Below are 26,600 nucleotides of genomic sequence, written 5' to 3' on the forward strand. Positions count from 1 at the left end.
CGCTCCGCGAAGCCCGGCCCGAGTCGCGCGCCGGCGCGCACGACGAGCACGTCGCCGGCCGCCGCGCGCAGATCGTCCACGGCGCGCGCCGCGAGGCCGAGCGCGCGCAGGTGCGCGACGGTGTCGTCCGCCGGCGCCGGATGGACGAGAACCTCCAGTTAGAGCTCCCAGCGCGAGACGGGCTGATCCTCCGGGATCGCCTCGAGCTCGGCGGCGTCGATCGGCTCCAGGTCGGCGTCCGTGAAGCCGGCCTGGTCGAAGATCTCCCGCATCGTGAACGCACGCCGCTTGCCGTCCACGAGCGCGAACAGGCGCTCGTCGGGCGTCTTGACGACGCGCACGCCCTCGACCTCGTGGAGCGCCGGCTCGCGGCGTAGGAAGCCGAAGATGTCGCGCCCGCTCGTCACGGGCCACATCGGGTCGCCCACGGCCGGCCAGTCGCTGACGACGCGATGCATCGAGTAGCGGCCGAGCTGCGCGAGCGCGCCCAGCTGGTCCTCGCTCATGTAGTAGATGTGCCCGAGGCGGTGCGGGTCGTCGAACGGCCGGCTCCACGTGTCCTGCACGTACTGGACCTCGAAGTGGTACGAGCCGCCGGGCGAGTCGAGGTTGATCGCGTGGATCAGGATCACGCCGCCCGGACGCAGGATCCGGCGCGCGCTGAGCAGGTAGCTGAAGACGTTCTGCGGCTGCAGGTGCAGCAGCACGTCGTAGCTGTAGATGAAGTCGATGCTGGTGTCGGCCACGCCCTCGAAGTCGCGGCCGTTGAGCTGCAGGTAGCTGACGTCGGGACCTTCACCGACGTGCGCCTTCGTGCGGGCGAGCATGTCGGACGAGATGTCCGCGCACGTCAGGTGACGGGTGCGCTCGCGCAGATGGGCGCTGAACTTGCCGCCGCCGCAGCCGAGCTCGAGCACGTCGACGTCGCCGAGGAACGGGGCCGCGACCTCGGTGATGATCCGCTCCGCGAACTCGGGCCCACCCCACTCCTCGCCGAGCACCTTCGTGCCGAGGTTGAGATCCGGTCGATCGGCCCATTCACGGGCGTACTTGGACCACGTCTGATTCAGCGCCTGAACGGGATCGGCGGCCGGTGAAGGTGCGCTTTTCTGGCGCTTCCGCAGCTGCATGCCGCAGCAGTGAAGCAGAACGGATCTAAAGGTTCTCGGCGATGTTCGGCGCCTCGCGCTGGAAGACCCAGAGGCCCAGCGCGAACGATCCGAACACGATCACGGCGGTGATCAGCAGGTGCCACGGCTCGCCCACGGCGTCGAAGATCGACGGCGCGTTGTGATCCACCATCGCGTGCCGCATCTGCGTCAGCACGGCCGCGATCGGGTTGATCAGGTACACGTCGCGGTACTCCTCCGGCACCATCGTGGCGACGTACAGGATCGGCGAGCCGTAGAAGAGCGCCTGCTGGACGACGTCCCAGATCGGCGCGATGTCGCGGAAGCGGACGAACAGCGAGCCGAGCAGCATCCCGAGCCCGGCGGCGAAGATCAGCAGCGCGCCGACCAGGAACGGCAGCTCGATCCACGTCCACATCGGATAGACGCCGTTGAGCAGCGCGAAGATCAGCACGGCCACGAGCGTCATGCCGACGTTGAACAGCGCGCCGAGCACGATCGACAACGGGATGACGAGCCGTGGGAAGCGTACTTTTCGCAACAGGCTCTCGCGGGCGACGAGCGACTGCACCGAGCCGCCCGCGATCTCGCCGAAGAACGTGAAGAGCACGATCGCGAAGAGGATGTAGACCGCGTAGTGCGGCACGTCGTCGCCGAGCTTGGCGAACTCGCTGAACACGAGGTAGATCACGCCGAAGAGGGCGAACGGGCGCGCGAGCGACCACAGGTAGCCGAGGAAGGAGCCGTAGAACCGCAGCTTCCACTCGGTGACCGCGAGCACCCAGGCGAGGGTCCACGTGCGGCGGATCGTGGCGCTGCGCTCGTTGCCGCTCGCGTTGCGAACCGTGATGGCACTCATGCGCGCTTGATCTCCAGGACCTGATCGAGATCGACGAGCCCGCCCGTGCTGCGCGTCGCGAACACGAGCAGCGTCGCCGCGTGCTCGCGCTCGTCCACGATGTCGGCCGCGTTGCCGGCCCGCGCGACCACCGGGCTGAGCGAGTACTGGCCGGCCGAGAAGCGGAACGAGAACCCGATCTTGACCACGACGGTCTCGCCCGCCTTAAAGGCGCCGGTCTCCCCGCGTTCGAACTGCGAGGAGGCGGCCATCACGGTCTGCCCGGACTGCGTGTGCAGCGCCCATCCGACGATCGGGTCCTGCATGTCCTCGAGGAACTTGACTTCGAAAAGCCCGAAGCAGAACTCGCCCTGCGAGAGCGTGCTCACATGCTGCCAGGACTCGTTCTCGAACCACGTCCGCGTGATCTCGGCGGACTTGCGGTCGCCGTGGCGGCGCTCCTCGACGGCCTCGTGCACGACCCCGGCGAAGTTGAGCTGGTTGTAGGCGCGCGCGACCTCGCGAGGTGCGCCCAGCGTGACCATCTTGCCCTTCTCGACGAGCATCGCGCGGTCGCAGAAGCGCTCCACGGCCGACATGTCGTGGGTGACGAAGATGATCGTCTTGCCCTCGCTCTTGAGGCGCTCGAACTGCTGATAGCACTTGTGCTGGAAGGCGGCGTCGCCGACCGCGAGCACCTCGTCGACGAGCAGCACGTCGGCGTCGACCTCGATCCCGATCGAGAACGCGAGCCGGACGGCCATGCCCGACGAGTAGTTCTTGAGCTTGAGGTCGATGAACTCCTCGAGCCCGGCGAAGGCGATGATGTCGTCGAACCGCTCACGCGCCTGCTTGGGCGTGAGCCCGAGCATCGTCGCGTTGATGATCACGTTCTCGCGCGCCGTCAGGTCCATGTTGAACCCGACGCCCAGCTCGATGAACGGCGACAGCCGCCCGTCGATCGTGATCGAGCCCGTGTCGACGCGGTAGATCCCGGCGAGGCACTTGAGCAGCGTGCTCTTGCCCGAGCCGTTGCGGCCGACGATGCCGAAGAACTCACCCGGGGCGATCTGCACCGAGATGTCCTGCACGGCCTTGAGCTCGTCGAACACGCGCGAGCGGAACGGGTGCAGCGCGCGCTCCTTGAGCGTGGAGTAGCGCTGGTGCGGGAGCCGGAACGTCTTGGAGACCGAGTCGATGACCACCGCCGGGTGGCCCGTCGACGCGGCCGCCGAGTCCTTTCCGGGCATGGCGTCGATCACGGTCGGCAAGCGGCCAACGCTAGCAACGTCATCCGAGCCGGAACCCGAGCTCGCGCGCGTCCTCAGGCAGGTCCTGGAGCTCGGTGGCGACGAACCGCAGGCGGTTCGCGCCGGTCGCCAGCTCGAGGTCCAGCGCGTGCGCGCCGGGGCTCAGCGCGCGGTCGATCCCGACGCCGGTGACCTGCACCGAACCCGTCTCGAGCGTGAGCTCCAGCGTGTACGGGGTGGCCGCGTCGGCGTACAGCAGCAGCTCCGCCTCGCCGGCCGCCCAGCGCCAGCTCGAGCCGTCCGCGCCGTGCTCGCGGCGGTAGAAGCCGGTGTTCCAGACCGCGGCCACGGGCGGCCCCGCGCCGTCGGTGCGGGCGAACCCCTCGCCCTCCCACAGCCAATCGTCGCGGATCTCGAGCTCGACCCGCTCGAACCCGGCACGGTGCAGCTCGTCGCTGAGCAGCAGGCCCGTGAACCCGGCGTGGTGGTAGTCACCGTTGTAGGCCTGCGTGCCGAACAGGAAGTGCATGATCTCGCGGTGGCGCTCGGCGGTGTCGTCCTGCTGCAGCCAGCGCAGCAGCGCCTCCAGGTCCGGGACGCGCAGCCACAGCCGCCCGCCCGGGGCCAGGAGCCGGCGCCACTCCTTCAGCGCCACGGGCACGTCGTCGCGCTCCAGGTGTTCGAGGATGTCCTGCGCGATGACCTCCTCGTAGCGCCCGCTCGGTAGGGCCGTGAGCGCGCGGACGTCGCCGACGAGATCCGGGCTGTGGAAGTCGTGCAGATCCACGTTCAGGTAGCCGGGGCGGTTGTCCCAGCCGGAGCCGAGGTTCACGCGCGTCGGGAATGCGAGCGGGTCGAACGGCTTGGGCGGATGGCCGAAGCGGTCGACGAGCCGGTTGCGCAGACCCATGGGGACCCGGCGACGCCAGCGCTGGGGAACGCGGCCGGCAAGCTCCTGCAAGGGGATGGGCATCGGCGCACGCATGTTAGGCGGCGCCGATGAACGTCAGGGGGTGATGTAGCCGTCGAGGTACATGCCGCACGCCTCCTCGGCGGGCAGCGTCCGGTCCGCGTCGTCGCGCGTGGCGACGATCGTGCCGAGAGCGGCGCCGCCCTGGCGGCCGATCGGCGTCTTGTCGGCGACGGTCACGTACACGTCGGTCGGTTCACCGGTGGCGCGGACCCTGCCGACGGGCCACAGCGCGCCGTAGGTCTCCAGGTTCGACGGCAGCGTGCGCGAGAACCCTTCCGCGTCGACTTGGATGTTGCGGCTACCGGAGTACTGGAGCGAGAGGTCCCATTCGCCGGGCGCCAGCGTGAGCCGCTGACGGACGGTCGCGCCCGGCGGGACCTCCGCGAACGTGCTGTTCGGGTTCGTCACGGGCGCCGTGCCGTCGAGGTAGCGCCACTGCGGGCCGGGCGAGCCGATCGGCTCCCGTCGCACGAGCGCCTGCGCGTCGGCGCCGATCGACGGCACGCCACGGCGGCACTGCAGCTTCGAGCCTGGGAGCCCTTCCGCCTCGATCAGCTGCTTGTCCGGCACGGGTCCGTTGCGCTTCCACAGCGTGTAGAAGGACGATCGCTGAATCGGCGTCCAGTCGCCCGGCAGGCGGCTGATGTAGCCCGTGCTCGACGTGATCGCCAGCTCGGCCTTGGCGTACGTCGCGGGTGTCACCGCGTCCGGGTCCACGGGCACGCCGCTGCCGATCCGCTTGCGGAACTCGATCGGGAACGCGGGGTTGATCGAGTACTGCGCGACCATCGCGACACGCGCGTCGATCAGCTCCCAGGCGACGAAGTTGTCGTAGCCGATGAAAAGCACCTCGCGGTCCTCGATCGCGGGCGAGAACGTCCGCAGGTCGAGCGCGGGGGACAGCGAGCCGACGTTCGAGCTGCGCAGGGCGAGGCTCGAGCTCCACAGCATCAGCGCCGCGGCCACGGCCCCGGCCCCGTACGCCGCGATCCGCAGGGTTGGGACGCGGACCGACAGCAGCCCGCGCAACAGCACGCAGACGGCGAGCGGGGCGAGGATGACCATCGCCTTCGCCGTCACGTACGGGCCCTGGATCTGACGGGTGGCGAGGTAGATAACGAGCGCTGCGATGAACGCCGAGCCGAGCGCGAAGCGGCGCTTGCGCGCGTCGCTGACGAGCGCCGCGACGATCCCGATCGTGAACACGATGGCGAGACCGTTCACGAGCGCCATGTTCGACGGTTCGAGGCGGAAGTCGCCCGACGGCCAGACCCCGAGCACCTGGCGCAGCGGTAGGTAGCCCCAGAGGTTGCCGAGGAACGCCTTCTGGTCGCCGCCGCCGGCCGCGTTCTCGGCCGCGTTGAAGGTGACGAGCCGGTCGATCTGCGGCAGGCTCAGCGCGATCAGCACGCCGACGGCGGTCGCGCCGAGGACGACGACGCGCTTGACGTCGGCGCCGTTCGGCCGCCACCGGGTGGCGACCGCCGTGGCCACCAGCCACACGCCGAGCGTGCCCACGAGCCAGGCCGGCCCGGGCGCGCCGAGCGTGCCGAAGGCCCCGGCGGCGAGCAGCGCCAGCAGCGCCACCGTCCCCCGGCGCCAGTCGCGATCGGCCGCGACGCGCTCCAGCGCGACGGCGAACGCGAACGTGAACAGCGCGGCGATCAAGTCCTTGAACGCGAACTGGCCGAAGTACGCCGCGGGCAGGAAGCCGAAGGCGGCCGCGGCGGCGCACAGGCCGCGCATCCACGCCGGTCCGTCCGTGATCGCCGTCGCGGCGACGGCGCCCATCGCGATCACGGTGACGAGCATCAGCGCGGTGAACACGGCCGGGTCGTCGCTTCCGAGCAGGCTCACCAGGCCGGCGGCGAGGGCGTGCGGCGCGATCGGATAGCTGTTCAGCGCCCCGGTCAGCGGCAGGGCGATGTTCAGCCGGAGCGAGTCCGCCAGCGCCCAGTGCGAGCCGACGTCGTCGAGCTTGCCGACGCCGAGGATGCCGAACCGGCCTTCGGCGAGGAACGGCAGCACGCCGGCGACCGCGACGAGGCCCATCGCGACCAGCACCGCGCGATCCGGCATCACGAGGTCGCGGCGGGCGATCCAGGCAGCTACGAGCACGGTCGTCACGAGCACCACCGCGGCGCTCGTCCCGTGGCCGGGGAGGCGCACGCCCAGCACCGCGACGAGCAGCAGCAGGCTGAGCCCGAACGCGAGCTCGAGGCCGCCGAGCGCGCGGGCGTCGGCCAGCACGAGCGCCGCCCGTCCGACCAACCAGCTGCCGCCGAGCATGCAGGCGAGCGCGACGATCATGGCGAAGGCGCTCATCGAGCGCAGCAGGATAGTCCGGGGCCTGGCCCGCTACCGTCGGGCCGGTGAACGCGATCGACGAGACCTGCAAGGTGTGCGGCTCGGCCACCGAACCCGTTGGGGTGGTGACCGGGCGCCTGCGTGGGCGGACGTTCCACGTCCGCCGCTGCGGCACCTGCGGCTACGGGTTCATCGCCGATCCGTGGACGGACTACGGCGAGATCTACTCCGACGCGTACTACGCGGGCGAGGGGGCCGATCCGCTCGTCGACTACGTCTTCGAGATGGAGCACGTGGACCGCACGATCCGTCGCTACGAGTGGCGCGGGATCGCCGCGCGGGTGCACGCGCTGACGCCGGTCGGCGCCGCGACGCGCTGGCTCGACTACGGGTGCGGCACGGGCGGGCTCGTCACCTACCTGCGCGGTCGCGGTGTCGACGCGGTCGGCTTCGAGCAGGGCTGGAGCGTGCCGCGCCTGCGCGAGCGCGAGGTGCCGATCGTCGACGAGCTCGACGAGCACGCCGGCCGGTACGACGTGGTGACCGCGATCGAGGTCCTCGAGCACGTGCTCGACCCGGTCGAGGAGCTGCGCCGGATGGCCGCGCTGCTGCGGCCGGGTGGGCTGCTGTTCCTGACCACGGGCAACGCCGAGCCGCACCGCGAGAAGCTCAACGAGTGGAACTACGTGATCCCCGAGATCCACGTGTCGTTCTTCGAGCCCCGAACGCTGGTGACGGCGATGGAGCGCGCCGGCCTGCGTCCCGAGCGCCCGGGCTTCGGGCCGGGCTGGACGGACATCATCCGCTTCAAGGCGCTCAAGAACCTCAAGCGCCGCACCGTCTCGCCGCTGGACCGGGCACTTCCGTGGCCCGTTCTGGCCCGCGCACTCGACCGTCGGATCCACACGTCCGCGCACCCGGTCGGCTGGGCGCCTCGCTAGGGTCGTCGCCCATGTCCGACTTCGCCGACACCTACTTCGAGGCCGCCGCGGAGCTCTCGCGTTCGGTGCCCCGCGACCGCGTGGACGCGATGGCGCAGCGGCTCGCCGCCGTGCGCGACGGTGGCGGACGCCTGTTCATCCTCGGCGTCGGCGGCGGCGCCGGGCACGCCTCGCACGCGGTCAACGACTTCCGCAAGCTGTGCGCGCTCGAGAGCTACGCGCCGTCGGACAACGTGTCCGAGCTGACCGCGCGCACGAACGACGAGGGCTGGGACACCAGCTACATCGAGTACCTGAAGACCTCGCGCCTGTCGGAACGTGACGCGATCCTCGTCTTCTCCGTCGGCGGCGGCTCCCGCGAGCACAACGTGTCGATGAACCTGGTGCGCGCGGTCGAGCACGCCAAGGAGGTCGGCGCGCTGATCTGCGGCGTCGTCGGCAGCGCCACGGGCACGACGGCCCAGCTCGGCGACGTGGTGATCGTCGTCGACGCGCCGCCCGCGCTCAAGACGCCGCTCGTCGAGTCGCTGCAGGCGCTCGTCTGGCACGGGGTCATCACGCACCCCGACCTGGCCGCCGCGGCCGGCAAGTGGGAGAGCGTGGAGGCCGCGACGCGGTGAGCCGCGCGGCGATCTTCCTGGATCGCGACGGCGTGTTGAACGACCCGGTGCCCGACGGTGACGGGCCTCCGGAGTCGCCGTATCACCCCGAGGACGTGCACCTCTCGACCGGCGCGGTCGAGGGCGCGCGGGCGCTCCGCGCGGCGGGGTTCGCGCTCGTGGTGGTGACCAACCAGCCCGCCGCGGCCAAGGGCACGGCGACCGTGGCCGCGCTGATGGCCGTCAACTCGCGCGTGCGCGAGGTGCTCGCAGACGCCGCCGTCGAGCTGGACGGCTGGTACACGTGCCTGCATCACCCGGCCGGCACGGTCCCGGAGCTGAGCGGGCCGTGCGACTGCCGCAAACCCGCGGCCGGGATGCTCCTGCAGGCCGCGCGCGAGCTGGACCTCGACCTCGCGGCGAGCTGGATCGTCGGCGACTCGGACTCCGACGTCGGCGCCGGCGAGCGCGCGGGCGTGCGCACCGCCCTCGTGGAGCACCCCGGGTCCGCGCACCGACGTTCGGATCTCGTGGCCCCGGACGTGCGCGCCGCGGACCTCGCGGAGGCCGCCGCCGCCATCGTCGCGGCCGCCTGAACCGCCGCTACCCTCGTCGCCGCATGCCTGAAGGCCTCACCATTCTCGTGGACCTCCTCATTGCCACGGCGGTCCTGAGTGGCGGGCTCGCGGTCATCGGATTCCCGATCCGCGCCTTGCTCCTCGATGGTCCTGAAGGGCGCTCCCCCGTGCCGAGCGTCGTCGTCGGGCTCGCCGTCGTCCAGATCGTCGGCTGGTACTGGATCGTCACGGGCCACGACGGGCTGCGCGGGCCGATGATCGTGCTGCTGGTGCTGGGCGCGCTCGGCAGCGGCTTCGCGCTCCTGCGACGCGGCGTGCCGCGGCCGCGGTTCCAGGACACCACGGTGCTGATCGCGATCGCGGGCACCCTGATCGCGTTCGTCGCGATGTACTGGCAGGTGTTCAACCTCGGGACGCACACGCCGGCGTCCCTCGGCAACCTCGACGTCGCCTCGTACTCGATCGTCGGCCAGCACCTCGCCGAGCGCGGCTTCGACGACGGCGGGCAGATCGGTGGCATCGGCGACCGGTCCAAGTGGGACGCGTTCGGCTCGACCGTCCTGCTGGGCGCCTCGTCGGCGGTGACCGGCGTGGGCGTGTGGAAGCTCGCGCTGCCGGTCATCCTCATCTTCCTGCTGCTGTCGGCGACGACGCTCGCCCGGCTGCTCAACGAGCTGTTCCCGAAGGCGCCGCTGCAGGCCGGGTTCGCGTCCGTGGCCGCGAGCGTCAGCTTCCTGGGGCTGTACGTCGTCGGGCACTACTTCCTCGGTCAGGTGATGGCCGCGGCCCTGATCCCGATCCTGTGCGTCGCCGCGCTGCGCGCGCGCGACGTGGTGAGCTGGCGGGCCGGCGCGCGGCTGAGCGGGGCCGTGGCGGTCGTCGTGGTCGTCTTCCTCTCCCACTACTTCCACATGCTCCCGCCGACGCTGGCCTTCGTCGGGTTGGCCGGGGTCGCGGCGAGCGGGCGCGCGTTCCGGACCGCCGTGCCCAAGGTCGCCGGCGTGCTCACCGCCGGCCTGCTGCTCGGCGCCCTCATCGTGCCCGAGATGGTCAAGCTGGGGGTCGACCGCGGGCGCATGCTCAGCTCGGTGCAGGCCGGGTTCGCGCTCCCGGGGTTCACCCCGTTCGAGATCGCGGGCGCGATGGACGGGAAGTTCGCGCCCTCGGGCACGCTCGACATCGTGCTCTCGGTGGTGCTGCTCGGCGCCGTGCTCGCCGCCCTGTTCGCGCTCCGGCGCACCCACGGGCGCGTGGCGCTGTTCGCGGGCGTGATGGTCGCGCTGATCCTGCTCAGCTACCTCGTGCTGTATCTGATCGAGGGCGCAAGCTACCGGCAGTGGAAGTGGATCACGTACTTCCAACCGCTCTACGCCGCGCTCGTGTTCATGGTGCTGTGCATGGGGATCGCGAGCCTGTGGCGCTCGCGCCCCGCCCGGTGGGTCGTGGCGGGCTCGTGCGGCGCGCTCGCCGGGCTCGCGCTCGTCCTGCTCGCTTACGGCGGCATGGTGCGCACACGGCCGCTCGCGCCGTTCCAGTCGGCGGCGCCGGGTGAGCTGACGTTCATCTACGTGGATCGCAACGTCTCCAACCTGGAGGTGAACCCGGTCGTCGAGCAGGCCGGCGGGATCAACGTCGACATCGTCCCGTGGTGGGAGACGATGTGGGCGATCTACTTCCTGCGCGATCACGCGGTGACGATGCAGAGCGTGTCCTACTTCGGCGTGAACGAGCCGACGCAGCCGTGGACGCTGGTGCCGCGCAGCGCGCTGGTGTCCGGCAGCTTCCTGACGCCCGTCAACGACCGCTACGAGCTCGAGCGGCGGTGGACGGGCCCGACGAGCGTGACCGGCGAAGGACTCGACGCGACGCTCGCCCCCAACGCGACCACGCTGACGGCGGCGAGCAAGGGCGTGCCGGTCCTCTTCGGCGTCGCGATCACCAACACGGGGACCAGCGCGTGGCTGCCCTCGGGCGAATCACCCGGCGCGGTCAACCTCGAGGCCCGTTTCAAGCGGCTGTCCGGCGGCCGGCCGGTGGGGCGCACCGTCGGTCCCATCACCGAGGTCTCGGTGATCCCGGCGCGGACCCGCGTGCTCCCGCCCGGCGGGGTCGCGCACACCGCCGTCAGCATCCCCGCACCGCGGCCCGGACGCTACGAGCTGCAGCTCGAGATGGCGGGCGAAGGGTCGGGGACGTTCGGTCCCGTGGCGACCGTCCAGGTGACCGTGCAGGATGATTGACCCAGGTCGGGGTGTCCTGACCCTCCGCTAGCCTGTCATCGGTGTTCGACCGGATCTCAACCCGGATCTTCGCCGACGGCGCTGATCTCGACGGCATCCTGCGGCTGGCCGCCGACCCCAAGATCAGCGGGTTCACGACGAACCCCACGCTGATGTGGAAAGCGGGCCTGACCGAGTACGCCGACTTCGCCGAGCGTCTTCTCGAGCGGATCACCACGCACCCCATCTCGTTCGAGGTGTTCGCCGACGACGAAGCCGAGATCCGCCGCCAGGCGCGCAAGATCGCCGGCTGGGGGAAGAACGTCTACGTCAAGATCCCGGTGACGACGACGAGCGGTGAGTCGCTCGCGCCGCTGGTGCGCGAGCTGTCCGAGGACGGCGTGCAGGTCAACGTGACCGCGCTGTTCACGACCGCGCAGGTGGAGCTCATCACCGCGGCGGTCGCGCAGGGCGCGCCGAGCTACATCTCGGTGTTCGCCGGCCGGATCGCCGACGCGGGCGTGGACCCGCTGCCGATCATGGCCCGTTCGGTGGAGATCATGGCCGACGCGCCACGCTCGGAGCTCATCTGGGCCAGCCCGCGCGAGGTCCTGAACGTCGTGCAGGCCGATCAGGTCGGCTGCCACATCATCACGATGACGCACGACCTCCTGAAGAAGCTGGACTCGCTGGGCAAGAACCTCGAGCAGTTCTCGTTGGAAACCGTCCAGATGTTCCGCCGCGACGCGATCGCCGCGGGATTCACCCTCTGAGGTCCCATGCATAGAGCGCTTGTCACCGGCGGAGCCGGGTTCATCGGCAGCACGCTGGCCGATCGACTCGCGGCGGACGGTGTCGAGGTCGTCGTGCTCGACGACTTCCGCACGGGCTACCGCGCGTTCGTCGCCGACCTGCTCGAGCGTCCCAACGCGTCCCTCGTCGAGGGCGACGTGCTCGACCCCGAAGCGCTCTCGCGCGCGATGGACGGCGTGGACACGGTCTTCCACCTGCAGGCCAACGCCGACGTGCGCTTCGGCCTCGACCACCCCCAGCGAGACCTCGAGCAGAACACGATCGCGACGTCGAACGTGCTCGAGGCGATGCGCGCGGCCGGCGCGAAGCGCATCGTCTTCTCGTCGACGGGCTCGGCGTACGGCGAGCCGACGACGTTCCCGACGCCCGAGACCGAGGCCTTCCCGATCCAGACGTCGCTGTACGGCGCGTCCAAGGCGGCCGGCGAAGGGCTCATCTCCGCCTACTGCCACGGCTACGGGTTCACCGGCGTCGTCTACCGCTTCGTCTCGATCCTCGGCGAGCGCTACACGCACGGGCACGTCTTCGACTTCTACCGCGCGCTCAAGCGCGATCCGTCGAAGCTGCGCGTGCTCGGGGACGGGCGTCAGGAGAAGTCCTACCTCTACGTGCAGGACTGCGTGAACGGCATCCTCACCGGCCTCGCCGCGCAGGACGGGCCCGGCTTCGAGGTCTACAACCTCGGGAGCGACGAGACCCTCGTCGTCGACGACTCGGTGGCGCGCATCACGGCGCGCATGGGCGTCACGCCGGAGATCGAGCATGCGGGCGGCGCCCGCGGCTGGATCGGTGACAGCCCGCTGATCCAACTCGACTGCACGAAGATCCGGGCGCTCGGCTGGAAGCCGCAGCTGACGCTCGGCGAGGCCATCGACCGCACGCTGGACTGGTTCGAGGCCCATCCCGAGATCGTCCTGGAGACAAGCCCCGCATGAGCGTCATCTTCTCCCGTGCCCCGTTGCGCCTGAGCCTGGGCGGCGGGGGCACCGACCTGCCGTCGTACTACGAGCGCCGCGGCGGCTTCCTGATCAGCGGCGCGATCGACAAGTACATCTACTTGACGACGCACACGGTGTTCCAGCGCCGCTACCGGATGAAGTACTCCGAGTTCGAAGAGGTGGATCACGCCTCCGAGATCCGCCATCCGATCCTGCGCGAGACGCTGTGCCGGCACTGGAACGGCGCGCCGCTGGAGATCGCGTCGGTCGCCGACGTGCCCGCGGGCACGGGCATGGGCTCCTCGGGCTCGTTCACGGTCAACGTGCTCAAGGCGCTCGCGCTGGCCAAGGGCATGGCCACGACGCCCGGCCGGCTGGCCGAGCAGGCGTGCGAGATCGAGATCGACATCCTCAAGGAGCCCGTCGGCAAGCAGGACCAGTACGTGTCCGCGCACGGCGGGATCTGCTCGTACACGTTCAACCCGGACGGCTCCGTCGACGTCGAGCCGCTCGAGCTCGCGCCGGCGACGCTGACGAACCTGCGCAACAACTTCCTGCTCTTCTACACGGGCGAGGCGCGCAGCGCGTCGAAGGTCCTCTCGGACCAGGTCAAGCGCACCGAGGCCGCCGACGACGAGATGCTCGCGAACCTGGACCGCACGAAGGAGATCGGCTACCAGAGCCGCGATCTCCTGCTGTCCGGCGACCTCGACGCGTACGGCGAGCTGATGCACGTGCACTGGGAGAACAAGCGCCAGCGCTCTCCGGGCATGGTCAACGAGCGCATCGACACGCTGTACACGCTGGCGCGGCGCGCCGGCGCCGTGGGCGGCAAGCTCGTGGGTGCCGGCGGCGGCGGGTTCCTGCTCGTCTACGTGCACAAGCCCGAGGACGTCCGCCAGGCGATGGCGGCGGCGGGAGCGCCCGAGCTCCCGTTCGACTTCGAGTTCCAGGGGTGCTCGGGCACCGTCTACGCGTGAGCGCTCCGTTGCGCGTCGCGATCGCGGGCTGCGGCCTGATCGGTGGCAAGCGAGCGGAGGCGCTCGCGGCCGACGACGTGGTCGTCGGCACCTACGACGTCGTGCGCGAGGCCGCGGAGCGGCTCGGCCCGGCCGTCGACTCCTACGAGGCGCTGCTCGCGCTCGAGCCGGACGTCGTCGTCATCGCCACCTCGCACGACCAGCTGTCCGCGCTCGGGGTGCAGGCCCTGGAGGCCGGCGCGCACGTGCTCGTGGAGAAGCCCGCGGGCGTCTCCGTCGCGCAGGTCGAGGCGCTGGCCGCCGCGGCCGAGCGCACCGGCAAGCTCGTCAAGGTCGGCTTCAACCATCGGTTCCATCCCGGCCTCGCGCGTGTCGCCGAGGAAGTCCACTCGGGCCGCTGGGGCGAGGTCCTGCACGTCCGCGGCCGCTACGGCCACGGCGGCCGCGTGGGCTACGACCGCGAGTGGCGCGCCGAGCCGGCCCGTTCCGGCGGCGGTGAGCTGATCGACCAGGGCATGCACCTGATCGACCTCACGCACTGGATCCTCGGGCCGCTGCCGCTGCACTCCGCACTGCTGCGCACGCAGTTCTGGGACACGAGCGTGGACGACAACGCGGCGCTGCTGCTCGGCGAGGCGAACTCCCGCACGGCGCCGTGGGCGACGCTGCACGTCAGCTGGACCGAGTGGAAGAACCTGTTCTCGCTCGAGGTCTACTGCAGAACGGCGAAGTTCCACGTCGAGGGCCTGGTCCGCTCGTACGGCCCGCAGAAGCTGCGCATCTTCGCGATGAAGCCCGAGCTCGGGCCGCCCGACGTCGAGGAGATCGACTACTCGCCCGAGGATCCGTCGTGGCAGGCGGAGTGGGCGAACTTCAGCGCCGCGATCGCGGCCGGCGACGAGTCGTTGATCATCGGCGGGCTGGCCGACGCGCGCTACGCCTGGCAGACGGTCGAGGCGGCCTACGCCGCCGGCGGCTACGACGACATGCGTGCCGAGGTGGGCGGATGAGCGTCCTCGTCACGGGCGGCAGCACCGGGATCGGGCTCGCCTGCGCGACCGAGCTCGCGCGTCGCGGCGAGGCGGTCACGCTCGTCGCGCGCACCCAGTCCGACCTCGACGCCGCGCTCGCCGGGTTGCCCGGCGAGCGTCATCGGGCGGTCGCGCTGGACGTCGGTGACGCCGACGCCTGGGAGCGCCACGACTGGAGCGGGGTCCGCGGCGTGGTCACCGCCGCCGGCGTCCTCGGCCCCATCGGCGAGCCCGGCAGCTACGACCCGCGCGCGTTCGGCGAAGCGGTGCAGATCAACCTGCTCGGTACCCTGCTGGCCGTGCATCACTGCCTGCCCGCGCTGCGCGAGGCCGGCGGCGCGGTCGTGACGTTCTCGGGGGGCGGCGCGACCGGCCCGCTCGCGCGCTACGACGCTTACGCCGCCTCCAAGGCCGCGGTCGTGCGACTCACGGAGAACCTGTCGGTCTCCGGCGTGCGCGCGAACGCCGTCGCCCCGGGGTTCGTCGCCACCCGGATCCACGCGGCCACGCTCGCCGCGGGGCCCGACGTGGTCGGTGAGGCGTATTTCGAGCGCACGCAACGCGACATCGAGGCGGGCGGGGTGCCCGCGGAGCGCGCGGCCGAGCTGACCGCGTTCCTACTCTCCGAGGAGGCGAGTGCCATCAGCGGCAAGCTGCTGTCCGCGCAGTGGGACCCCTGGGAGGACGCGACGTTCCGCGCTCGGCTGGCGGCCGAGCCGGACCTCGCGACGCTGCGCCGCATCGACGACCAGTTCTTCTCGGCGGTGCAGCGATGAGCGCGCTCGCGGCCCTGCGTCCGCCCGCCGGGCTGGACGCCGTCCCGGAATTCGATCGCGGTTGGCGCATCGATGGCGCCCTCCAGCCGTTCTTGTCCTACGAGCAGGTGGCCGACCTGAACTGGTCGGCCGAGCTCGAGGAGCTCCATGAGGAGAGCAGCCGAACCCACTTCATCGACGTGCTGACGCGCTGGGCCCTCATGCGCGGCATCCGCGAGGCTCTGAAGCCGGGCGCGCTGATCTTCGACGTCGGGTGCTCGTCGGGCTATCTGCTGGCCGATCTGCGCCAGGCGCAGCCGGCGGCGACCACGGTCGGCATCGACCTGGTCCCGGAAGGGCTCCGGCGTGCGTACGCCGAGGTCCCCGACGCTCCGCTGCTGCTCGCCGACTGCCTCGCGTTGCCGATCGAGGACGCTGCCGCGGATGCGATCGTGTCCGCCAACGTGCTCGAACACGTCGCCGACGACGAGGGCGCGCTGCGCGAGATGCACCGGATCCTGCGCCCCGGTGGCGTCGCTGCGGTCGTGGTGCCCGCTGGGCCCGGCGTGTACGACGCCTACGACGAGCATCTCGGTCACGAGCGCCGCTACGCCCGCCACGAGCTGGCGCGCAAGGGCGAGGCCGCCGGCCTCGAGGTGCTGCAGGACGCGTACCTGGGCTCGATCGTGTTCCCGCCCTTCTGGCTGACCAAGAAGATCAACCGTCGCCGGCACCGCAACCTCACGGAGGCGCAGCGCCAAGAGCTCGTGGAGCGCAGCATCGAGCGCACGCAGGGCTCGCGCCTCGGCGACGCGGCCAGCGCGATCGAGCGGCGTCTGCTCACGCGCGGCAAGACCATCCCGTTCGGCATCCGCTCGCTCGCGGTCTTCCGGAGGCCCGCATGAACGACGAGCTCCTGTCGATCATCGTCCCCGCCTACAAGGAGGAGGACAACGTCGAGCGGTTGTACCACCGCATGAGCGAGGTCCTCGCTCCGACGGGCGTGGACTGGGAGATCATCTTCGCCGTCGATCCGTCGCCGGATCGCACGGAGGAGCGGATCCTCGCGCTGCGCGAGCTGGACTCGCGCGTGAAGATGCTGCGCTTCTCCCGGCGCTTCGGTCAGCCTGCCGCGACGATCGCGGGCCTCGAGGCCGCGACCGGCGATGCCGCCGTGGTCATCGACTGCGATCTGCAGGATCCCCCCGAGGTGATCGTGGACATGATCGCCAAGTGGCGTGAGGGCTTCGACGTCGTGTACGGGCAGCGCCGCACGCGCGAGGGCGAAACGCTGCCGAAGCGCATCGTCGCCGCGCTCGGCTACCGCGTGATCAAGCGCGTGGCCGACGTCGAGATCCCGGAGAACACAGGAGACTTCCGGCTGATGTCGCGCCGGGTCATCGACGCGGTGGTCGCGCTCGACGAGGCCCACGGCTTCCTGCGCGGGCTCGTGGCCGTGGTCGGCTTCCGCCAGACCGCCGTGCTCTACGACCGCGACGCACGCGCGGCCGGCGACAGCAAGTACAACCGCTTCATGGGCTCGCTCGTGATCGGGCTCAACGGCATCGTGAGCTTCTCGCGGTACCCGTTGCATCTCATCTCGATCGGCGGCATCTTCCTGTCCGCGTTCGCCGTCTTCATCGGCGTCCTGTACCTGGCGCTGAAGATCTTCGGCGTGGACTTCCCGACGGGCAACCCGACGATCGTCTTCATCATCTGCCTGTTCAGCGGCATCCAGCTGCTCAGCCTCGGGATCATGGGCGAGTACGTGGGCCGGATCTACGACGAGGTCAAGCGACGCCCCAAGTACATCGTGGAGTCGGCGTTCGGCGTCGAACCCCAGGGGCACCGCGAGGCCGAGGCCGAGATCGCCAACGAGCGCGCCTGAAGTCGTGTCCCTGCCCACCGTCTGCATCCTGGCCGGCGGGATCGGTAGCCGTCTCGGCGAGCACGTTCGCGCGGTGCCCAAGCCGCTCGTCGAGGTGGCCGGCGAGCCCTTCCTGTTCCACCAGCTTCGCCTGCTGCGCCGCCACGGGGCGCAGCAGATCGTGCTCTGCGTCGCCTACCTCGGCGAGACGATCGTCGACGCGATCGGCGACGGCGCTGAGTTCGGCCTCGAGGTGGGGTATTCCTTCGACGGGCCGGAGCGGATCGGCACGGCCGGCGCGGTGCGCCAGGCGCTGCCGCAACTCGGTCCGGAGTTCCTGGTCCTGTACGGCGACACGTACCTGCGCATCGACTACGCCGACGTCGTGCGCGTCCACCGCGCGAGCGGCCTGCCGGCGACGATGACCGTGCTCCGCAACCAGGGCCGGTGGGACACGAGCAACGCCACCTTCGACGGCCGCCTCGTGGGCTACGACAAGCACACTCCCTCGCCGCAGGCCGAGTGGATCGACTACGGCCTGGCCGTCGTGAGCGAGCGCGGGTTCACGTCGGTCGAAGGCGAGCCGGCCGATCTCGCGGACGTGTACGCCGAGTTGTCGCGCCGCGGCGAGCTGGCAGGTTACGAGGCGACCGAGCGCTTCTTCGAGATCGGCACGCCGGAGGCGCTCGCCGAGACGAGCGTCTTCCTGCAGCGATGAAGCTTCTCCGGGTGCTGATGGCGCCGCGCGCCGAACCGCTGCGCTTCGCGATCGTCGGCGGGCTGGCCGCCGTCACCTACTTCGTGCTGTCGCTCGGGCTCGCCACGGCCGGGCTGGCAATCCAGCTCGCGATGGTGATCGCGTACCCGGCGGCGTTGTTGGTGCACTTCTCCGGCCAACGCTGGTTCGCGTTCGCGAGTGCCGAGGGCTTCGCGCTCGCCTGGCGCCAGCAGGCCGGGCGCTACATCACGATCGGCGTGATCCAGCTCGCGCTCTCGCTGCTCATCACGACCTTCGTGCCGTCGCTGATCGGTGTCGACGAGCGGATCGTGTACGCGGTCGCGACCGTCGCGCTCACCACCGCCACCTACATCCTCCTGCGGCTGCACGTGTTCCACTCGCCGACGCTGGGGCACGTGGACTGATGGACATCGCGATCGTCGCGCCCTGCCCGATCCCGTACGTGATCGGTGGAGCGGAGAACCTCTGGCGTGGCCTCCAGGACCACATCAACGCGCACACGCCGCATCAGGCCGAGCTGATCAAGCTGCCGACCCCGGAGCTGACGTTCTGGGAGCTGGTGGACAGCTATCGCCGCTTCGCCGAGTTGGACCTGACGGGGTTCGACCTCGTGATCAGCTCGAAGTACCCCGCCTGGATGGTCTCTCACCCGCGGCACGTGGTCTACATGCTCCACAAGCTGCGCGGCCTCTACGACACCTACCACTTCCTGCAGCTGCCCGACCGTCACCCGACCGAGGTGGCGCCCGTGCAGGAGCTGCGTGCGTTCATGGCCGCTCGTTCCGGAGACCGTGCAGCGCTGGAGGAGTTCTTCGGGCGCCTCGAGGAGCTGCGCGGCGCGGCCGGGCTGCCCGACGACCTGTTCGCGTTCCCGGGCTCGTTCATCCGCGAAGTCGTGCACTGGCTCGACGACATCGGCCTGGCGTCGTCGGCGATCCACGGCTACGGCGCGATCGCCGACGCCGTGCGTCAGCGGCCCGACCACTTCCCGCCCGACCGTGACGTCTTCGTCGGCCACCCGCCGACCGGCCTGCGGGGCCTGCACGAGGGGCGCGGCAAGTACCTGTTCACCGCCAGCCGGCTGGACAACGCCAAGCGCGTCGGCCTGATCGTGGAGGCGATGGCGCACGTCAAGCGCGACGTCGAGCTGCGGATCGCGGGCGGCGGACCGCTGGACGAGCACCTGCGTGCGCAGGCCGCGGACGACCCGCGGATCACGTTCTGCGGGCGCGTCTCGGACGCCGCGCTCGTTGACCTGTACGCGGGCGCGAAGGCCGTCGTCTTCGTGCCCTATTTCGAGGACTACGGATACATCACGCTCGAGGCGATGCTCTCAGGCAAGCCAGTGATCACGTGCACGGACTCGGGCGGGACCACGGAGCTCGTGCGCGACGGCGTCACCGGGCTCGTCGTGGAGCCGTCGGCCGAGGCACTCGGCGCGGCGATCGACAGCCTGTGGGGCGACCGGCGCGCGATCAAGCGGATGGGCGCGGCCGGGCTCGAGGCCGGGCAGCGCGTGAGCTGGGACGCCGTGCTGAAGGACCTGCTCGCGTGAAGCCCAAGCTCGTCGTCGCGACCAGCTTCGGCGTCCATCCGCCCAAGGGCGGCGGCCAGTCACGCGTCGCCGGGCTCTACGGCGCGCTCGCGCGGCTCGGTGTCGAGATCGAGATCGTCTCGCTCGTCGGGCGCACGGACCGCGACGGCTGGATCGACCCGGCCCCCGGCGTGCGCGAGCTGCGCGTTCCCCGGACGCCCGAGCACGAGAGCGCCGACTGGCGGCTGAACCAGCTCGTCGGCGTGCCCATCGGCGATGTCGGGCTGGCGCTCAACCACGCACGCACTCCCGCGTACGCCGAGGCCGTCGCCGCGTGCGCGGCGGACGCCCAGGCGGTCGTCGCCTGCCATCCGTACGCGCTTCCGGTGCTCGAGCCGCTCGGGCTGCCGGTCATCTACGAGGCCCAGGACGTCGAGGCCGACCTCAAGGGCGCGATGTACGCCGAGACTCCGGACGGTCCCGAGCTGGCGCAGCAGGTCCGAGAGGTCGAAGCGGCGTGCTGCGCGGTCGCGCACCACGTGCTGGTGTGCGCCGCCCGCGACGGGGCGCGGCTGGGCGAGCTCTACGGGGTCGCGCCCGAGCGCGTGCTCGAGGTCCCGAACGGCGCCGACCCGGCGACCATCCCGTTCACGTCGCTCGCTCGCCGGCGCGCGCGGGTCCGCGAGCTGGGTCTCCAGGACCGGATGACGGCCCTGTTCGTCGGTTCCTGGCATGAGCCCAACCTCGTGGCCATCCGCGACCTGCTGCAGATCGCCGAGGAGCTGGACGAGGCGGGCGTGCGCGTGCTGGTGTGCGGCAGCGCAGGGCTCGCGTTCGCCGACTACGGCATTCCGGGGAACATCGACCTGTGCGGCGTCGTCGACGACGCGTTCCTGGGCAGCCTGCTGGGCCTCGCCGATGTTGCGCTCAACCCGATGCGATCCGGCTCGGGTTCCAACCTCAAGATGCTCGACTACGCGCTCGGGGGCGTTCCGCTGGTCTCGTCCACGTTCGGCGCCCGCGGATTCGACGTGGAGCCGGGCACGCACTACCTGCCCGCTGAACCCGAGGAGCTGCCGACGGTGCTCGCGGCACTCCACGACGAACCCTTCGCGATCACCGAAACGCGGGTCGCCACCGCGCGCGATCACGTCGAGACCCGCTTCTCATGGGAACGGATCGCGGCCGGCTGGCACGCGAGCCCCGCCCTGCAAAGTCTGTTCGGCCCCGTGGAGGTGCCCTCGTGATGCATGTCGCCGTCGTCGCCCGTGGAAACGGCCTCGCGGAGGCACGGGTGCTGGCGCAGACGCTCGAGCGTCAGCAGCCAGGGTGGGCGCTGACCGTGCTGCTCATGCCCGGCCTGCGGCCCGAGCTGCATGAGGGGGCGGAGCCGTTCGAGGTGCTCGTGCCGGGGAACCTCGAGTTCCCCTTGCGTGGCCTGCTCGAACGCGCGCCCGCGCCGGCACTGGCCGGGCTGTTGCGCCCGCTGCTGGCCGCCGAGCTCTTCGCCCGCGGCGCCGACCGCGTGCTCGTGCTCGCCCCGGACGCCGAGCTGTACGGTCCGCTCGACGCGCTCGAAGCCGCGCTTCAGAGCCATTCGGCCGTGCTCGTGCCGCGCTTGGACGGACGGCTCCCGCAGGACGGCAAGCGCCCCGACGGGGCCGATCTCGTGGATGCGGGCGAGATCGACGACGAGCTCGTCGCGATCCGCGGCGACGAGGTCGGCCAGGCGTTCGTGACGTGGTGGCGGGATCGGGCGTTCGAGGCTGCGGAGGCGGCTGCGAAGCTCGAGTCGCCGGCCGACGCGACACGGCTCGCCGCGAGCCCGCTCAGCAGCGCCGAACGCGTCTTCGAGGGGCTCACCCGCCTCGGGGACCCCGGCTACGACGTCTCGCACTGGAACCTGCACGAGCGCCCGCTCGCGCAGGGCGAGGACGAGCTGACGGCCGCCGGACGGCCCGTGCGGCTCCTGCGCTGGGCGGGCTTCCGGCCCGATCGCCCGTGGTGGCTGTCCGAGCACGGCTCGCGCACGCTGGTGCTCGACGACCCGGTGCTCTCGACGCTGGTGCGGCGCCGCGCCGAGGCGCTGCGCATCGCCGGCTGGCTCCGTCTCGACCATCTCTCCGTCAACCCCGACGACCTGCCGAACGGGCTCGTCTACGACGCACGGCTCCAGCGTCTGCGCGCCGAGGCTGAGGACGCCGGCGAGCGGATGGGCGATGTCATCTCACCGACGGGTGCAGACGCGTTCGCCGAGTGGTTGACGGCACCGGCGCCCCAGGGCGCCGCGGCTGGGTTGAACCGCTACAGCTACGACGTCTGGAAGGAACGCGCCGACGTGCGCTCCGCCTACCCCGACCTCGACGGGCCTGACGCCGAGGGGTTCCTCGGCTGGCTGTGGGTGCACGGCCGCGAGGAGCTCAAGCTGCAGACCGCGCTGCTGCCGTCCCCGCCCGACTGGGCCGCGAAGCCCGAGCACCGCGTCCCGAGCGTGCTCGTCGCGGGCTACCTGCGCGGCACGCTCGGGCTCGGCCAGGCCGGGCGCGCGTACACCGCCGCGCTGCAGTCCGCCGGGGTGGCGGTCGCCACCCGCACGCTCGCGGTCGACCCGCCGTCCGACGGGCTGGAGCGCAAGGCGCCGCCGCGGCCGCAGGAGCGCACGTTCACGGACGTCGCCCTCCCCGTGGGCGAGGAGCCCGAAGTCAACTTCCTGTGCGTCAACGCCGACCAGACGCCGGAGCTCGTCGAGGCGCTCGGCGAGGAGATGGACGGCCGCTACACGATCGCCTCGTGGGCGTGGGAGACGGACTACATCCCCGAGCGCTGGGATCGCGCGTTCGGGCTCGTGGACGAACTGTGGGTGTACTCGACCTACATCGCCGACAACCTCGCGCGGGCGTCGAACGTCCCGATCGTGGTCATGCCGCTGCCGGTCGAAGCGCCGGACCCGGCCGGGGCGACGGTGCCGTTCGCGGTGCCGGACGGCTTCGTCTTCCTGTTCGTGTTCGACTTCTTCTCCACGCTCGAGCGCAAGAACCCGCTCGGGCTGGTGGAGGCGTTCAAGCAGGCGTTCGCCCCCGGCGAGGGGCCGACGCTGCTGCTGAAGACGATCAACGCGGACTACCGCGTGCAGGAGCGCGAGCGGCTGCGCTACGCGATCGGCGATCGGCCGGACATCGTGATGGTCGATCAGAGCCTGGAGCCGAACGAGCTCGCGGCCCTGTTCACCCGGGCCGACTGCTACGTCTCGCTGCACCGCGCCGAGGGCTTCGGGCTGACGCTCGCGGAGTCGATGGCGCTCGGCAAGCCCGTGATCGCCACGGGGTTCTCGGCCAACACGGACTTCATGACGCCGTCGAACTCCTACCTGGTGGACTGGGAGCTGACGGAGGTCGGGCCGGACGCGGAGCACTACCCGGCGAACGCGCACTGGGCCGAGCCGTCGCTCGAGCATGCCGCGGCGCTCATGCGCGAGGTCTTCGACGACCAGGACGCCGCGCGAGCCCGCGGCGACCGCGCGCGGCGCGACGTGCTCGCGTCGCTCAACACGAAGGCGATCGGCGAGCGTGCGCGGGCACGGCTGCTGCGCGTCTCCGCGCTGCGGGCCGGCCGTGCGCAGCCGGACGAGCGGTGGCCGCATCCGGACCTGCCGGGTCGGCTGGGCTTCGACCTTTCGGGCGGTGCCGCGGGTGGCGCGCGCGGGCTCGTGCGCCGGGGCGTCTTCCGCGCGCTCAAGCCGTACACCACGTCCGAGCGCGCGCTCGATGAGACCCTCGTGGAGAGCATCCGGCGTCTGTCGCTCGAGCTCGACGCCGAACGCGCGGCGTGGGCCCGGGAGCGCCGCATGTCGGCGCAGCGCGACGCGCGCCTGGAGGAGCTGCGGGTGCGGCTGGAGACGGCGGACCGGCACCGGCGGGCGCCCGATCAGGAGCGCATGGCTCAGGAGCTCGCGCAGCTGCTGACCGCCGCGCGCGCGATCCCGTTCATGGCCGGCGATCCGTTCGAGTACTTCGCGCACCCGGTCGCCGGGCGTGTGTTCGGGTTCCGCGCTGCAGCGGGCGAGGGCGTGCCCGACGAGGAGGCCTATCGGGCCTTCGAGGACATCTTCCGCGGCTCGCACGAGCGGGTGCGCTCGCTCGCGGAGCCGTACGCCGAGCTGATGGCCGGCCACGGCCCGGTGCTCGACGTGGGCTGCGGCCGCGGCGAGCTGCTCGAGGTGCTGCGCGACGCGGGGATCGAGGCGCGCGGCGTGGACCTCGACGCGGGCATGGCCGCCCGCGCCGCCGAGCGCGGGCTCGACGTGGTCGTCGGTGACGGCGTCGCGTACGTGGAAGGACTCGAGCCGGCGTCGGTCGGCGCGATCGTGTCGATGCAGGTGATCGAGCACCTCCCGCGGGAGGCGTTGCTGCGCCTGTTCGCGGCCGCCAAGCGCGCGCTGCGTCCCGGCGGGCTGTTCGTCGCCGAGACGGTCAACCCGCACGCCGGGCACGCGCTCAAGACCTTCTGGGTCGACCTGACCCACCAACACCCCGTCTTCCCGGAGGTCACGCTGGCGCTCGCCGCGGACGCGGGCTTCGCGGGCGCGTTCGTGTGCCATCTCGCCGGGGGCCGTGACGCCGAGCGTGACCGGTTCTCGGAGTCCTCGTACGCAGTGGTGGCCACCGCCTGACCGCGGTTGCCACAATGGGTCGCCGGATGGGCCTCTTTCGTCGCACGTTCACGCCGCGCGAGTTCCGGATCGTCGCGTACGTGGCGCTCGCCGTCTGCGCGATCATCGTGTTCTCCGGCGCCGCCGTGCGGCTCACGGGCTCCGGCCTCGGCTGCTCGGACTGGCCGCGCTGCAACGGCACGAGCCTCACGCCCGAGCTGAGCTACCACGCGCTGATCGAGTTCGGCAATCGCCTGATGACGAGCGTCGTCGCGATCCCGTGCCTGCTCGCGGTGTGGACGGCGTGGCGCCGTCGCCCGTTCCGGCGTGACCTGCTGCTGATCGCGGCCCTGCTGCCGGTCGGCGTGGCCGCGCAGGCCGTCTGGGGCGGCCTGACGGTCATCTTCGACCTGGCGCCCGGCTGGGTGATCATGCACTTCCTGCTGTCGATGTTGCTGCTGGTGGCGAACGTGGCGCTGGCGTGGCGGGCGACGTTCGAGTCCGGCACGCGGCCGCTCGCGCGTGATCGCGTGAGCACGTGGTCCGTCCGCCTGCTGGTGCTGCCGGGCTTCGTGTCGCTCACGGGCGGCACGATCGTCACGGCCGCGGGCCCGCACGCCGGCGGCGCGGGCACCGGCGACGTCGTCGAGCGGATCACGTGGCAGGGGCCCGGCGAGACGCTCAACTGGGCGATCGAGCGCCACTCGACGATGGGTGCGATCCTCGGGCTCCTGAGCGTCGCCGTGTGGGTGATCGTGCGCCGCCGGGACGACGACCCGCTGATCCGGCGCACGACGACCGTGGTCTGCCTGCTGCTGGCCTGCCAGGGCGCCGTCGGCATCGTCCAGTGGCAGCTGCACCTGCCGCCCGGGCTGGTGTGGGTCCACGTGACGCTCGCGACCGTGACGTGGATCGCGGTGCTCATCTCCGCGTGCGCCGGCGGGCGAATCCGCCAAGTGCAGTCGCCGGTCGAGCCGCCGGAGCGGCAGGTTCCCGCGCGCGAGCTGGCTCGCAGCTGATGGCCCGATGACCCACGTCTCACGCTGGCTCGGCGTGGTGGTGTCGGCCATCGCCGTCGGCGCGGTCGTCTACTGGATGACCCACCAGCCCGCGCCCGAGCTGCCGTCGACCGCGTCCGGCTTCGCCTGGCTCGGGCTGGCGCTCGCGCTCTCGCTGGCGGCGCTGGGCCTGCGCGGCTGGCGCTGGCACCGGATCATGGCCGTCGCGCAGATCGACCACACGCGCACGGACGCGCTGGCGCTGACCGCGGTCGCGTCGATGGGCAACAACGTGCTGCCCGCGCGCGGCGGCGAGGTGCTGCGGATCGCGCTGCTCGGTCAACGGTCGACCTCGCGGCGCCGGGACATCCTCGGCACCGTCGTCGCCGAGCGGCTCGTGGACGCGGTCGTGCTGGCCGCGGTGTTCGCGGTGCTGAGCCTCGGCCTCGCGGACTCGCCGGCCGGAGCGGGCACCGCCGCGCTCGTCGGCGCGGCGATCGTCGCCGGGTTCGGCGCGCTGGCGGTCTACGTCTACCTGCGCCGGGCGGGCCGCTTCGACCGCTTCGCGGAGATCGTGCGGCCGTTGGGGCGCTCGCTGCGGCTGTTCGCGCACCGCTCCGGCGTGCCGATCGTCGGCTGGTCGCTGGCGATCTGGGCCGCCGAGGCGGCGATCCTGCTGGCCATCGCGCGCTCGGTCGGCCTGACGATTATGCCCCAGGACGCGGCGCTCATCGTCGCCTTCGCGGCGCTCGCGACCGGGATCCCCGCCGCCCCGGCCGCGGCCGGCACCTACGACGGCGCGATGGTGCTGGGCCTGAAGGCCGCCGGCATCGCGGGCAGCGCGGCCTCGGGCATCCTCATCCTCAGCCGCGTGATCGTCTTCGGGCCGCCGACGCTGATCGGCCTGGTCGTGCTCGTCGTGCGCTACGGCGGCCTGCGCGCGGGCTACAAGACCTCGCGCAGCCTGCCGGTGTCCACGTCGTAGACGAACCCGCGCGCCTGCTTGTGCTGGATGAACGCGCTGTTGCGGATCCGGTTGAGCGAGTTGCGGACCTCGGCGTCGAGGTCGGAGAAGGACTCCGGTGACCACGGCGGCTTCATCCCGGTCTCCTGGCGCAGGTTCTCGCGGAACTCGTCGTCGGTGAACGTCAGCATCCCGCACTCGGTGTGGTGGATCACGATGATCTCGCGCGTGAAGAGCTTGCGCTGGGAGATCGCGAGCGAGCGGATCACATCGTCGGTGACGACGCCGCCGGCGTTGCGGATGATGTGCGCCTCGCCGTTGCTGAGTCCCAGGAGGGCGAAGATGTCCATGCGCGAGTCCATGCACGTGACGACCGCGACCTTCTTGCGTGGCGGCGTCGGCAGGTGGCCGCTGTCGAACCGGATCGCATAGGCCTGGTTGTTGATCAGGAACTCGTCGGTCGCGCTCATTTTGTCTCCGGAGCCTAGACTCTCGGGC

24 protein-coding genes are annotated in these 26,600 nt (G+C 71.3%); 18 read left to right on the forward strand and 6 right to left on the reverse strand.

Annotation, left to right across the window (positions count from 1 at the left end; genetic code table 11):
* Window positions 1–158: 158 nt before the first annotated feature.
* Genes OJ997_RS18810 through OJ997_RS18830 form a run of 5 tightly spaced genes read right to left on the reverse strand, consistent with a single transcriptional unit; the run spans window position 159 to window position 6,516 of the window.
* Window positions 159–1,130: a class I SAM-dependent methyltransferase gene (locus OJ997_RS18810; RefSeq protein WP_270026738.1), complete on the reverse strand. Its 972-nt coding sequence runs from the start codon at window positions 1,128–1,130 to the stop codon at window positions 159–161.
* 25 nt (window positions 1,131–1,155) lie between these two features.
* Window positions 1,156–1,989, reverse strand: a complete 834-nt coding sequence (locus OJ997_RS18815; RefSeq protein WP_270026739.1) for an ABC transporter permease — start codon at window positions 1,987–1,989, stop codon at window positions 1,156–1,158.
* Window positions 1,986–3,230 carry an ABC transporter ATP-binding protein gene (locus OJ997_RS18820; RefSeq protein ID WP_270026809.1) on the reverse strand — a complete coding sequence of 415 codons (1,245 nt, stop codon included), beginning with the start codon at window positions 3,228–3,230 and terminating at the stop codon, window positions 1,986–1,988. Before OJ997_RS18820 ends, OJ997_RS18815 begins: the two co-directional genes overlap by 4 nt.
* Window positions 3,231–3,258: 28 nt before the next feature.
* Window positions 3,259–4,191, reverse strand: coding sequence for a class I SAM-dependent methyltransferase (locus tag OJ997_RS18825; protein ID WP_270026740.1), 933 nt, complete (start codon window positions 4,189–4,191; stop codon window positions 3,259–3,261).
* A 33-nt stretch (window positions 4,192–4,224) separates the two neighbouring features.
* Window positions 4,225–6,516 (reverse strand): hypothetical protein, encoded by a 2,292-nt coding sequence (locus tag OJ997_RS18830; RefSeq protein WP_270026741.1) that lies wholly within the window; start codon window positions 6,514–6,516, stop codon window positions 4,225–4,227.
* 47 nt (window positions 6,517–6,563) lie between these two features.
* Here OJ997_RS18830 and OJ997_RS18835 point away from each other — a divergent pair, with 47 nt between their 5' ends.
* The 18 genes from OJ997_RS18835 to OJ997_RS18920 are packed head-to-tail and all read left to right on the forward strand — an operon-like array spanning window position 6,564 to window position 26,123.
* Window positions 6,564–7,439, forward strand: a complete 876-nt coding sequence (locus OJ997_RS18835) for a class I SAM-dependent methyltransferase (RefSeq protein WP_270026742.1) — start codon at window positions 6,564–6,566, stop codon at window positions 7,437–7,439.
* 11 nt (window positions 7,440–7,450) lie between these two features.
* The gene (locus OJ997_RS18840; RefSeq protein WP_270026743.1) at window positions 7,451–8,059 is read left to right on the forward strand and encodes an SIS domain-containing protein; all 609 of its coding nucleotides are present in this window, start codon (window positions 7,451–7,453) and stop codon (window positions 8,057–8,059) included.
* The gene (locus OJ997_RS18845) at window positions 8,056–8,634 is read left to right on the forward strand and encodes a D-glycero-alpha-D-manno-heptose-1,7-bisphosphate 7-phosphatase (protein WP_270026744.1); all 579 of its coding nucleotides are present in this window, start codon (window positions 8,056–8,058) and stop codon (window positions 8,632–8,634) included. The genes OJ997_RS18840 and OJ997_RS18845 overlap by 4 nt, the downstream gene beginning before the upstream one ends.
* A gap of 23 nt (window positions 8,635–8,657) precedes the next feature.
* Window positions 8,658–10,856: a hypothetical protein gene (locus OJ997_RS18850; RefSeq protein ID WP_270026745.1), complete on the forward strand. Its 2,199-nt coding sequence runs from the start codon at window positions 8,658–8,660 to the stop codon at window positions 10,854–10,856.
* Between the two features lie 41 nt (window positions 10,857–10,897).
* Window positions 10,898–11,608 (forward strand): transaldolase, encoded by a 711-nt coding sequence (locus OJ997_RS18855; protein ID WP_270026746.1) that lies wholly within the window; start codon window positions 10,898–10,900, stop codon window positions 11,606–11,608.
* A 6-nt stretch (window positions 11,609–11,614) separates the two neighbouring features.
* Window positions 11,615–12,583 carry an SDR family NAD(P)-dependent oxidoreductase gene (locus tag OJ997_RS18860; RefSeq protein ID WP_270026747.1) on the forward strand — a complete coding sequence of 323 codons (969 nt, stop codon included), beginning with the start codon at window positions 11,615–11,617 and terminating at the stop codon, window positions 12,581–12,583.
* Window positions 12,580–13,566, forward strand: a complete 987-nt coding sequence (locus tag OJ997_RS18865; RefSeq protein ID WP_270026748.1) for a GHMP family kinase ATP-binding protein — start codon at window positions 12,580–12,582, stop codon at window positions 13,564–13,566. Before OJ997_RS18860 ends, OJ997_RS18865 begins: the two co-directional genes overlap by 4 nt.
* Window positions 13,563–14,576, forward strand: a complete 1,014-nt coding sequence (locus tag OJ997_RS18870; protein WP_270026749.1) for a Gfo/Idh/MocA family protein — start codon at window positions 13,563–13,565, stop codon at window positions 14,574–14,576. The genes OJ997_RS18865 and OJ997_RS18870 overlap by 4 nt, the downstream gene beginning before the upstream one ends.
* Window positions 14,573–15,373 carry an SDR family NAD(P)-dependent oxidoreductase gene (locus OJ997_RS18875; RefSeq protein ID WP_270026750.1) on the forward strand — a complete coding sequence of 267 codons (801 nt, stop codon included), beginning with the start codon at window positions 14,573–14,575 and terminating at the stop codon, window positions 15,371–15,373. Before OJ997_RS18870 ends, OJ997_RS18875 begins: the two co-directional genes overlap by 4 nt.
* Window positions 15,370–16,257: a class I SAM-dependent methyltransferase gene (locus tag OJ997_RS18880; protein ID WP_270026751.1), complete on the forward strand. Its 888-nt coding sequence runs from the start codon at window positions 15,370–15,372 to the stop codon at window positions 16,255–16,257. Before OJ997_RS18875 ends, OJ997_RS18880 begins: the two co-directional genes overlap by 4 nt.
* Window positions 16,254–17,240, forward strand: coding sequence for a glycosyltransferase family 2 protein (locus tag OJ997_RS18885; protein ID WP_270026752.1), 987 nt, complete (start codon window positions 16,254–16,256; stop codon window positions 17,238–17,240). Before OJ997_RS18880 ends, OJ997_RS18885 begins: the two co-directional genes overlap by 4 nt.
* Before the next feature lie 4 nt (window positions 17,241–17,244).
* Entirely contained in the window at window positions 17,245–17,937 is a 693-nt protein-coding gene (locus OJ997_RS18890; RefSeq protein ID WP_270026753.1) for a sugar phosphate nucleotidyltransferase, read from the forward strand.
* Window positions 17,934–18,362, forward strand: coding sequence for a GtrA family protein (locus OJ997_RS18895; RefSeq protein ID WP_270026754.1), 429 nt, complete (start codon window positions 17,934–17,936; stop codon window positions 18,360–18,362). Before OJ997_RS18890 ends, OJ997_RS18895 begins: the two co-directional genes overlap by 4 nt.
* Window positions 18,362–19,513 carry a glycosyltransferase family 4 protein gene (locus OJ997_RS18900; protein ID WP_270026755.1) on the forward strand — a complete coding sequence of 384 codons (1,152 nt, stop codon included), beginning with the start codon at window positions 18,362–18,364 and terminating at the stop codon, window positions 19,511–19,513. The genes OJ997_RS18895 and OJ997_RS18900 overlap by 1 nt, the downstream gene beginning before the upstream one ends.
* A complete protein-coding gene (locus OJ997_RS18905; protein ID WP_270026756.1) occupies window positions 19,510–20,739 on the forward strand; it encodes a glycosyltransferase family 4 protein in 1,230 nt (409 codons plus the stop codon). Before OJ997_RS18900 ends, OJ997_RS18905 begins: the two co-directional genes overlap by 4 nt.
* Window positions 20,739–24,161, forward strand: a complete 3,423-nt coding sequence (locus tag OJ997_RS18910; protein WP_270026757.1) for a methyltransferase domain-containing protein — start codon at window positions 20,739–20,741, stop codon at window positions 24,159–24,161. Before OJ997_RS18905 ends, OJ997_RS18910 begins: the two co-directional genes overlap by 1 nt.
* 26 nt (window positions 24,162–24,187) lie before the next feature.
* The gene (locus OJ997_RS18915) at window positions 24,188–25,159 is read left to right on the forward strand and encodes a COX15/CtaA family protein (RefSeq protein WP_270026758.1); all 972 of its coding nucleotides are present in this window, start codon (window positions 24,188–24,190) and stop codon (window positions 25,157–25,159) included.
* Window positions 25,160–25,166: 7 nt separating this feature from the next.
* Window positions 25,167–26,123 carry a lysylphosphatidylglycerol synthase transmembrane domain-containing protein gene (locus OJ997_RS18920; protein WP_270026759.1) on the forward strand — a complete coding sequence of 319 codons (957 nt, stop codon included), beginning with the start codon at window positions 25,167–25,169 and terminating at the stop codon, window positions 26,121–26,123.
* On the opposite strand, the gene OJ997_RS18925 is transcribed toward OJ997_RS18920, so the two are convergent.
* A complete protein-coding gene (locus OJ997_RS18925; protein ID WP_270026760.1) occupies window positions 26,084–26,572 on the reverse strand; it encodes a beta-class carbonic anhydrase in 489 nt (162 codons plus the stop codon). The two genes, OJ997_RS18920 and OJ997_RS18925, sit on opposite strands and share 40 nt — an antisense overlap.
* Window positions 26,573–26,600 lie beyond the last annotated feature (28 nt).

This window comes from Solirubrobacter phytolaccae (assembly GCF_027587195.1).
GTDB lineage: Bacteria > Actinomycetota > Thermoleophilia > Solirubrobacterales > Solirubrobacteraceae > Solirubrobacter > Solirubrobacter phytolaccae.

What these genes read in the sequence shown, in the direction of transcription:
- OJ997_RS18810 (WP_270026738.1), bottom strand. Translation starts at nt 1,130, where the DNA reads ATGCAGCTGCGGAAGCGCCAGAAAAGCGCACCTTCACCGGCCGCCGAT.
- OJ997_RS18815 (WP_270026739.1), bottom strand. Translation starts at nt 1,989, where the DNA reads ATGAGTGCCATCACGGTTCGCAACGCGAGCGGCAACGAGCGCAGCGCC.
- OJ997_RS18825 (WP_270026740.1), bottom strand. Translation starts at nt 4,191, where the DNA reads ATGCCCATCCCCTTGCAGGAGCTTGCCGGCCGCGTTCCCCAGCGCTGG.
- OJ997_RS18830 (WP_270026741.1), bottom strand. Translation starts at nt 6,516, where the DNA reads ATGAGCGCCTTCGCCATGATCGTCGCGCTCGCCTGCATGCTCGGCGGC.
- OJ997_RS18840 (WP_270026743.1), top strand. Translation starts at nt 7,451, where the DNA reads ATGTCCGACTTCGCCGACACCTACTTCGAGGCCGCCGCGGAGCTCTCG.
- OJ997_RS18850 (WP_270026745.1), top strand. Translation starts at nt 8,658, where the DNA reads ATGCCTGAAGGCCTCACCATTCTCGTGGACCTCCTCATTGCCACGGCG.
- OJ997_RS18860 (WP_270026747.1), top strand. Translation starts at nt 11,615, where the DNA reads ATGCATAGAGCGCTTGTCACCGGCGGAGCCGGGTTCATCGGCAGCACG.
- OJ997_RS18865 (WP_270026748.1), top strand. Translation starts at nt 12,580, where the DNA reads ATGAGCGTCATCTTCTCCCGTGCCCCGTTGCGCCTGAGCCTGGGCGGC.
- OJ997_RS18875 (WP_270026750.1), top strand. Translation starts at nt 14,573, where the DNA reads ATGAGCGTCCTCGTCACGGGCGGCAGCACCGGGATCGGGCTCGCCTGC.
- OJ997_RS18880 (WP_270026751.1), top strand. Translation starts at nt 15,370, where the DNA reads ATGAGCGCGCTCGCGGCCCTGCGTCCGCCCGCCGGGCTGGACGCCGTC.
- OJ997_RS18885 (WP_270026752.1), top strand. Translation starts at nt 16,254, where the DNA reads ATGAACGACGAGCTCCTGTCGATCATCGTCCCCGCCTACAAGGAGGAG.
- OJ997_RS18895 (WP_270026754.1), top strand. Translation starts at nt 17,934, where the DNA reads ATGAAGCTTCTCCGGGTGCTGATGGCGCCGCGCGCCGAACCGCTGCGC.
- OJ997_RS18900 (WP_270026755.1), top strand. Translation starts at nt 18,362, where the DNA reads ATGGACATCGCGATCGTCGCGCCCTGCCCGATCCCGTACGTGATCGGT.
- OJ997_RS18910 (WP_270026757.1), top strand. Translation starts at nt 20,739, where the DNA reads ATGCATGTCGCCGTCGTCGCCCGTGGAAACGGCCTCGCGGAGGCACGG.
- OJ997_RS18915 (WP_270026758.1), top strand. Translation starts at nt 24,188, where the DNA reads ATGGGCCTCTTTCGTCGCACGTTCACGCCGCGCGAGTTCCGGATCGTC.
- OJ997_RS18920 (WP_270026759.1), top strand. Translation starts at nt 25,167, where the DNA reads ATGACCCACGTCTCACGCTGGCTCGGCGTGGTGGTGTCGGCCATCGCC.
- OJ997_RS18925 (WP_270026760.1), bottom strand. Translation starts at nt 26,572, where the DNA reads ATGAGCGCGACCGACGAGTTCCTGATCAACAACCAGGCCTATGCGATC.